Source organism: Polynucleobacter sp. 35-46-11 (assembly GCF_002281105.1).
Map to the genome: position 1 here is coordinate 1 of NZ_NCFJ01000096.1, position 7,098 is coordinate 7,098.

General features: G+C 47.4%; 7 protein-coding genes. 4 read left to right on the forward strand and 3 right to left on the reverse strand.

Annotated features, from left to right (window positions below):
* Positions 1–31: 31 nt before the first annotated feature.
* The 4 genes from dcd to B7Y67_RS08655 all read left to right on the forward strand — a co-directional run bounded on the left by dcd (position 32) and on the right by B7Y67_RS08655 (position 3,542).
* A complete protein-coding gene (gene dcd / locus B7Y67_RS08640; protein ID WP_041484826.1) occupies positions 32–598 on the forward strand; it encodes a dCTP deaminase in 567 nt (188 codons plus the stop codon).
* Positions 599–646: 48 nt separating this feature from the next.
* Entirely contained in the window at positions 647–2,914 is a 2,268-nt protein-coding gene (locus B7Y67_RS08645) for an arginine/lysine/ornithine decarboxylase (RefSeq protein WP_293598297.1), read from the forward strand.
* A gap of 117 nt (positions 2,915–3,031) precedes the next feature.
* On the forward strand, positions 3,032–3,289 hold the full coding sequence (locus B7Y67_RS08650; protein WP_293598298.1) for a type II toxin-antitoxin system Phd/YefM family antitoxin: 258 nt from the start codon (positions 3,032–3,034) through the stop codon (positions 3,287–3,289).
* Entirely contained in the window at positions 3,279–3,542 is a 264-nt protein-coding gene (locus tag B7Y67_RS08655) for a Txe/YoeB family addiction module toxin (RefSeq protein ID WP_293598299.1), read from the forward strand. Before B7Y67_RS08650 ends, B7Y67_RS08655 begins: the two co-directional genes overlap by 11 nt.
* Positions 3,543–3,559: 17 nt before the next feature.
* On the opposite strand, the gene B7Y67_RS08660 is transcribed toward B7Y67_RS08655, so the two are convergent.
* Genes B7Y67_RS08660 through argH form a run of 3 tightly spaced genes read right to left on the reverse strand, consistent with a single transcriptional unit; the run spans position 3,560 to position 7,064 of the window.
* Entirely contained in the window at positions 3,560–5,092 is a 1,533-nt protein-coding gene (locus tag B7Y67_RS08660) for a TRAP transporter large permease subunit (RefSeq protein ID WP_293598300.1), read from the reverse strand.
* Positions 5,089–5,640 carry a TRAP transporter small permease subunit gene (locus B7Y67_RS08665; RefSeq protein WP_293598301.1) on the reverse strand — a complete coding sequence of 184 codons (552 nt, stop codon included), beginning with the start codon at positions 5,638–5,640 and terminating at the stop codon, positions 5,089–5,091. Before B7Y67_RS08665 ends, B7Y67_RS08660 begins: the two co-directional genes overlap by 4 nt.
* Before the next feature lie 5 nt (positions 5,641–5,645).
* Entirely contained in the window at positions 5,646–7,064 is a 1,419-nt protein-coding gene (argH, locus tag B7Y67_RS08670; RefSeq protein WP_293598302.1) for an argininosuccinate lyase, read from the reverse strand.
* Positions 7,065–7,098: the final 34 nt, after the last annotated feature.

Consider the following 7,098-nt stretch of genomic DNA (forward strand, 5'->3'; position numbering starts at 1 on the left):
ATATGGCCTGCGATGGTTTTACAATTCGGCCATGACTATTAAATCTGACCACTGGATCCGCCGCATGGGCGAGCAAGGCATGATCAGCCCATTTGAACCCGGGCAGGTCCGCCAAGATGCTGCCGGGCAAAAAATTGTGAGCTATGGCACTTCAAGCTATGGCTATGACATTCGTTGCGCTGATGAGTTCAAGATTTTTACGAACATCAATAGCACTATCGTTGACCCTAAGAATTTTGACGAGCAATCTTTTGTTGATTTCAAGGGCCCAGTTTGTATCATCCCTCCAAACTCTTTTGCCTTGGCAAGAACCGTTGAGTACTTCAAGATTCCGCGCAGCGTCTTAACGGTATGCGTTGGTAAGAGTACCTATGCGCGTTGTGGAATTATTGTGAACGTCACTCCATTCGAGCCCGAGTGGGAAGGCTATGTCACGCTCGAGTTTTCTAATACAACTCCTTTGCCTGCCAAGATTTATGCCGGCGAGGGATGTGCACAAGTTCTGTTCTTTGAAAGCGATGAAGTATGCGGTACATCGTACAAAGATCGTGGCGGTAAGTATCAAGGCCAAGTCGGCGTAACTCTGCCCAAGACTTAATCTGCTTAATCTGCTTCATCGCCATATTGGCGACTCTAAAGGGTGCTCATGAAATTTCGTTTTCCAATCATCATTATTGATGAGGACTTTCGCTCTGAAAATATTTCAGGTTCAGGTATTCGCGACTTAGCAGAAGCGATTGAAAACGAGGGCATGGAGGTTATTGGCTTAACCAGCTACGGAGACCTGACATCCTTTGCGCAACAGGCTTCCCGTGCATCCAGCTTTATTGTGTCGATTGATGACGAAGAGTTTGTTTCTGACTCCGAAGATCATGACTTGCCTGCATTAAATAACTTACGCGCATTTATTACCGAAGTACGCAAGCGCAATGAAGACATTCCGATCTTCTTGTATGGTGAGACCCGTACTTCACGCCATATGCCGAATGACATCTTGCGTGAGTTACATGGCTTCATTCATATGAATGAGGATACGCCAGAGTTTGTGGCGCGACATATCATTCGCGAGGCCAAGGTATACCTCGATTCATTGGCGCCGCCATTCTTCCGCGCCTTGACTAATTACGCCTCTGAAGGTTCGTACTCTTGGCACTGCCCGGGCCACTCTGGTGGCGTGGCTTTTTTAAAGAGTCCAGTGGGTCGCATGTTCCATCAATTCTTTGGCGAGAACATGCTTCGTGCTGACGTCTGCAACGCAGTGGAAGAATTGGGTCAGTTGTTAGATCACACTGGTCCTGTCTTGCAAAGCGAGCGCAATGCTGCGCGCATCTTCAATGCGGATCATTTGTTTTTCGTAACCAACGGTACATCCACATCAAACAAAATTGTTTGGCACTCAACTGTTGCCCCTGGCGACGTGGTGTTAGTAGACCGTAACTGCCATAAGTCGGTCATTCACTCGATCACGATGATGGGTGCTATCCCGATTTTCTTGATGCCAACTCGTAATCACCTTGGCATTATTGGCCCGATTCCAAAAGAAGAGTTTGAGTGGAAAAACATCAAGAAGAAAATTGATGCCAATCCCTTCATTAAGGACAAGAACGTAGTGCCTCGTGTGATGACGCTCACGCAAAGCACTTATGATGGGATCGTCTACAACGTTGAGATGATTAAAGAGATGCTCGATGGCAAAGTAGATTCTTTGCATTTTGATGAAGCTTGGTTGCCGCATGCTGCCTTCCATCCTTTCTACAAAGACATGCATGCCATCGGATCTGATCGTAAGCGCACTAAGAAGAGTTTGATGTTTGCCACCCAATCAACCCACAAGTTATTGGCTGGTCTTTCTCAAGCTTCGCAGGTTTTGGTGCAGGATGCCGAAGAGCACAAGCTCGATCGCGACTGCTTCAATGAAGCCTATCTGATGCATACCTCTACCAGTCCGCAGTACGCCATCATCGCTTCTTGCGATGTGTCTGCTGCCATGATGGAGGCCCCTGGTGGCACCACACTAGTTGAAGAATCTATTGCCGAGGCGATGGATTTCCGTCGCGCAATGCGTGAGGTAGATGATAAGTTTGGCGCAGACTGGTGGTTTAAGGTTTGGGGTCCGGATCACTTGGCTGAAGAGGGTATTGGCGAGCGTTCAGATTGGATTCTGGAGCCGAACGCTAGCTGGCACGACTTCGGCAAAGTGGCCAAAGACTTCAATATGCTTGATCCAATCAAGGCGACTGTTGTAACGCCTGGATTAGATATTGAAGGTAACTTTGGTTCTATGGGTATCCCAGCAAGTATTGTTACTAAATACTTAGCTGAGCACGGTGTGATCGTAGAGAAGTGCGGTCTGTACTCCTTCTTCATCATGTTCACTATCGGCATTACCAAAGGTCGCTGGAATACCTTAGTCACTGAGCTGCAGCAATTTAAAGACCACTTTGATAAGAACGCTCCCTTGTGGAAAGTATTGCCAGAGTTCGTTGCTAAGCACCCTCGTTACGAGCGCGTTGGTCTTAAAGACATCTGTCAGAAGATTCATGAGTTCTATAAGAGTCGTAACGTGGCCCGTATGACTACGGAGATGTATACCTCGGATATGGTGCCGGCGATGATGCCTTCAGAGGCTTGGGCGAAGATGGCGCACAAAAAAGTAGATCGCGTTTCTTTAGACCAACTCGAAGATCGCATTACTGCAATGCTAGTCACTCCATACCCTCCAGGTATTCCATTGCTGATCCCGGGTGAACGTTTTAATAAACGCATCATTGACTATCTCTACTTTGCCCGTGACTTCAATGAGCAATTCCCAGGATTTGAGACTGACATTCATGGTCTGGTCAAAGCGGATATCGATGGACGTAGTGAGTACTATGTTGACTGCGTGAGGCAAGAGCCTGATATCACCTTGTGATTTAGTTCAGGTAAATCATCCCCTTAATGCCCTGCTTTTGCAGGGTATTTTTTTGCTTGCACCAAAATCAGCCTTTGACTATACTTGTACAATATATTGAACAAGTTAGGCTGGACCATGAAAGTGATTAATTTTTCTGACGCAAGAAACCAATTTAAACAAGTGATCGATCAAGTAGTGAGTAATTGTGATGTAGCCATCATCTCTCGCAGAGATGCTGATGATGCTGTGGTGATGTCTTTAAATACCTATAACAGCATGATGGAAACACTCCATTTATTAAAATCTCCAGCTAACGCAAAACATTTGGAGAAATCATTGGCGCAATATCGAAAAGGGCAAACCAAAGAAAAGACTCTTGTAGATGCTGAGTAGCGTTGTTTGGACAAGCGCCGCATGGTCTGATTGTGTTTACTGGCAAGGGCAAGCCAAAAAAACTTTAAAGCGTATCAATGCACTTATAAAAGATGCTATGCGCAATCCTGGGGATGGAATTGGAAAGCCTGAGGAATTAAGAGAAAGCCTATCGGGATTTTGGTCTAGACGAATAGATGATGTTCATCGTCTTGTATACGTCATCGAGAAAGATCGGCTGGTGATAATTGCTTGCCGATATCACTATCAATAATCTCGCTTCAAGTGTAGTTATTTTCCTGGCTTATCTAACTGAAAGACTACCGGCGCATCTTCATCCATCTTGCTTGGTGGTGTATCTGTCTTTGCTTCATCGGTATTGGTGAAATTAAAGTCCTGGCTCTGCACTACTGCTGCAGGCTTATCCAGGAAGGTGGTGACTAGTGCTGGAAATGCCGCCACTACAACAACCATAATGAGTTGTAGAGCGACCCAAGGTAACGCACCCCAATAGATATCACCACTCTTCACCTCTTTAGGTGCAACGCCGCGTAGGTAGAACAGTGCAAATCCAAAAGGTGGATGCATAAATGAGGTTTGCATATTCACACAGAGCATTACGCCGAACCATATTAGTGCAGCGCTGGCTGCGGCTTGAGGATTGCCATTCATGGAGGCGAGCAATACTGGTGCAAGCAGCTTAACTGCGACTGGTGCCAGCATGGGCACAACGATGAAAGCGATTTCAAAGAAGTCTAAGAAGAACGCCAAAAAGAAAACAAATAGATTCACAACCACCAAGAATCCAACCCAGCCGCCTGGTAGGTTAGAAAATAACTCTTCAACCCAGTGGCCACCATCAACCCCTTGGAAAACAACTGAGAAGCACGTAGAGCCAATCAAGATGAAGACCACCATGGCAGTAATGCGCATAGTGTTTTGATAGGCCTCTTGAATCAATCCCTGTAGGTTGGGAATGCTTGCCCTACGAATCCAGGCCAAAATTAGTGCACCCATCGCACCCATAGCGCCAGACTCGGTGGGAGTGGCGATGCCGGTCATGATAGTTCCGAGCACCAAGAAAATCAGCACTGCTGAAGGAATGATTCCCAGTAGACATTTTTTCCAGAGCGCCCAGCCCTTGAGGGTAAGTTCGTTTTCTGGGGTGGCGGGCAAGTAGTCAGGTCTAAAGCGAGAAAGGAAGAATGTATAGAGGGCAAAGAGACCGATTTGCAGAAGGGATGGACCCCAAGCACCCAGATACATGCTGCCCACATCAGCGCTGCCGCTCTGGGTTTTTAGCTGGTCGGCCAGCACAATGAGTACCAAAGAGGGTGGAACTAGCTGGGTAATGGTCCCAGAAGCCGCCAAAACTCCCGTAGCGTAGCGCATGTTGTAGCCATAACGCATCATTACTGGCAGGGAGATCATGGCCATAGCGATCACCTGAGCGGCCACTGTGCCAGTGATTGCCCCCAAAATGAATCCCACAATGATTACTGAGTAGCCAAGACCGCCCCGAATACGCCCAAAGAGCTGACCCATGGAGTCCAGCATTTCTTCTGCAAGACCGCAGCGTTCTAGGATTGCGCCCATGAAAGTAAAGAAGGGGATGGCTAACAGCAGGTCGTTTGCGAGGACGCTGCCAAAGATGCGTTGGGGAATGGCTTGCAGAAATGGCATGCCAAAGAAATTCTCAGCAATCGCAATGCCAGCAAAAAATAATCCCGCAGCCATCAAAGAAAAAGCCACCGGAAATCCGATCAACATAAATACAATGAGTCCGCCAAACATGAGCGGTGGCATCCATTCAAGCGGAATCATTGCATGGGCTTTTCATAATGGAGATCGGCACCAGGCAATATTGCTTTGCCTTTGAGTGCGCCAATGCGTTTAATAATTTCTGATAGACCTTGAAGGCTCAGCATGAAGAAACCAAAGGGCACAACAAATTTAATGGGGTAACGTGATAAACCGCCTGCATTTAGTGAGCCCTCTGAAACTAGCCATGAGGGATAAAACAAAGTCGCCCAAGATAGCCAGGCGAACAATATGCAGGCTGGCATCAAAAAGACAATCAGACCAAATAGATCTACGTAAAGACGTCCGCGATCAGAGAGCTGCGAGTAAATTAAATCAACTCGCACGTGTTCATTCCGTTTGAGTGTGTATGCAGCTCCCAGCATCACGGCAGCAGCAAAGAGATACCACTGCAATTCCAAAGGCCAGTTGTTGCTGATGTCTAGGCTATAGCGGAGTAGGGCATTGGCGGCTGATACTATGCAAGACAGCAAAATCATGATGCTGGCTGCCTTGCCCAGAAATTGATTTAGTCGGTCAATTCCTGTTGAGAGTGTTCCCCAAAAACCCATGTAGTTTAGAGATCTGCGCGACCCCGTTTAACTGCGGCGAGTACTTGCGCTGGAGCGGTGCCGCCAGCATGTTGGCGAGAATTCACAGAGCCATCTACGGTCAGCAGGGCAAAGACATCATCCCCCATCAACTCTGGACGATTATCTAAGCCACAAGCAAAGCGTAATTCAGGAAGGGTGAGATCAGTGAGCATGCAGTTGCGACCAACACAGGCTTTAACTGCGTGAGCCACTGCTTCATGGGCATCGCGGAAGGCTAAACCTTTTTTAACTAAATAATCGGCTAAGTCAGTTGCTGTTGCGAAACCTTCTTCAGCAGCAGCCTTCATTACATCAGCTTTCACCTGAATGTGTGGAACCATATCAGCGAAGATGCGCAAAGTATCTTGAACCGTATCAACTGCATCAAACAAAGGCTCCTTGTCTTCTTGGTTGTCTTTGTTGTACGCCAATGGCTGACTCTTCATTAAGGTTAATAAAGAGATCAAGTCACCATATACGCGACCAGTTTTGCCGCGGGCTAATTCTGGTACATCCGGATTCTTTTTCTGCGGCATGATTGAGCTACCGGTGCAGAAGCGATCTGGCAAATCAATAAAGCCAAAGCGTGGGCTGAGCCACAGAACCAGTTCTTCAGATAGGCGTGAAACGTGCATCATCAAGATCGATGCAAACGCACAGAACTCAATCGCAAAGTCGCGATCAGACACCGCATCAAGCGAGTTATTGCAGATGCCATCAAAACCCAGAATCTTGGCGACTTGCTCGCGATCAATGGGGTAGGTTGTTCCGGCCAATGCGGCTGCACCGAGGGGCAGACGATTGAAGCGGGCGCGAAGATCAGCCAGGCGGCTTGCATCGCGACTAAACATTTCGTAATAGGCCATCAAGTGATGACCAAAGGTAATGGGTTGCGCCACTTGTAAATGTGTATGGCCAGGCATGATCGTGGCAGAGTGTTTCTCTGCAAGATCGAGTAAGGCAACGCGTAAAGTTTTGAGGGTAGCGGCAATTTGATCAACGCTGCCACGCAACCAAAGACGCAAATCCGTAGCTACTTGGTCATTACGTGAGCGACCAGTGTGAAGACGCTTGCCAGCATCACCCACTAACTCAGTGAGACGTGCTTCGATATTCAGGTGCACATCTTCTAAGGCGAGTTGCCAGTTGAATTCACCAGCCTCAATTTCACCTTTGATCTGAGCCATACCTTTTTGGATATCTGCTAAATCCTGGGCGCTGATAATCTTTTGGGTGGCTAGCATCTCTGCGTGTGCCAAGGAACCGGCAATGTCGACTAAGGCAAAACGTTGATCAAAGCCAATGGAAGCGGTATAACGCTGTACCAGTTCGTCAACAGGTTCGTTAAAACGGGCCGACCAAGCTTGGGCTTTGTTGGCAAGGGAATTTTTTGATGAGCTCATAAACGCAGTATATTGGTGTAGGTCTTTGATTATT

Bases quoted from the DNA above. Each gene is read 5' to 3' on its own strand.
- B7Y67_RS08645 (WP_293598297.1), top strand. From the start codon at position 647: ATGAAATTTCGTTTTCCAATCATCATTATTGATGAGGACTTTCGCTCT.
- B7Y67_RS08660 (WP_293598300.1), bottom strand. From the start codon at position 5,092: ATGATTCCGCTTGAATGGATGCCACCGCTCATGTTTGGCGGACTCATT.
- dcd (WP_041484826.1), top strand. From the start codon at position 32: ATGACTATTAAATCTGACCACTGGATCCGCCGCATGGGCGAGCAAGGC.
- B7Y67_RS08650 (WP_293598298.1), top strand. From the start codon at position 3,032: ATGAAAGTGATTAATTTTTCTGACGCAAGAAACCAATTTAAACAAGTG.
- B7Y67_RS08665 (WP_293598301.1), bottom strand. From the start codon at position 5,640: ATGGGTTTTTGGGGAACACTCTCAACAGGAATTGACCGACTAAATCAA.
- argH (WP_293598302.1), bottom strand. From the start codon at position 7,064: ATGAGCTCATCAAAAAATTCCCTTGCCAACAAAGCCCAAGCTTGGTCG.
- B7Y67_RS08655 (WP_293598299.1), top strand. From the start codon at position 3,279: ATGCTGAGTAGCGTTGTTTGGACAAGCGCCGCATGGTCTGATTGTGTT.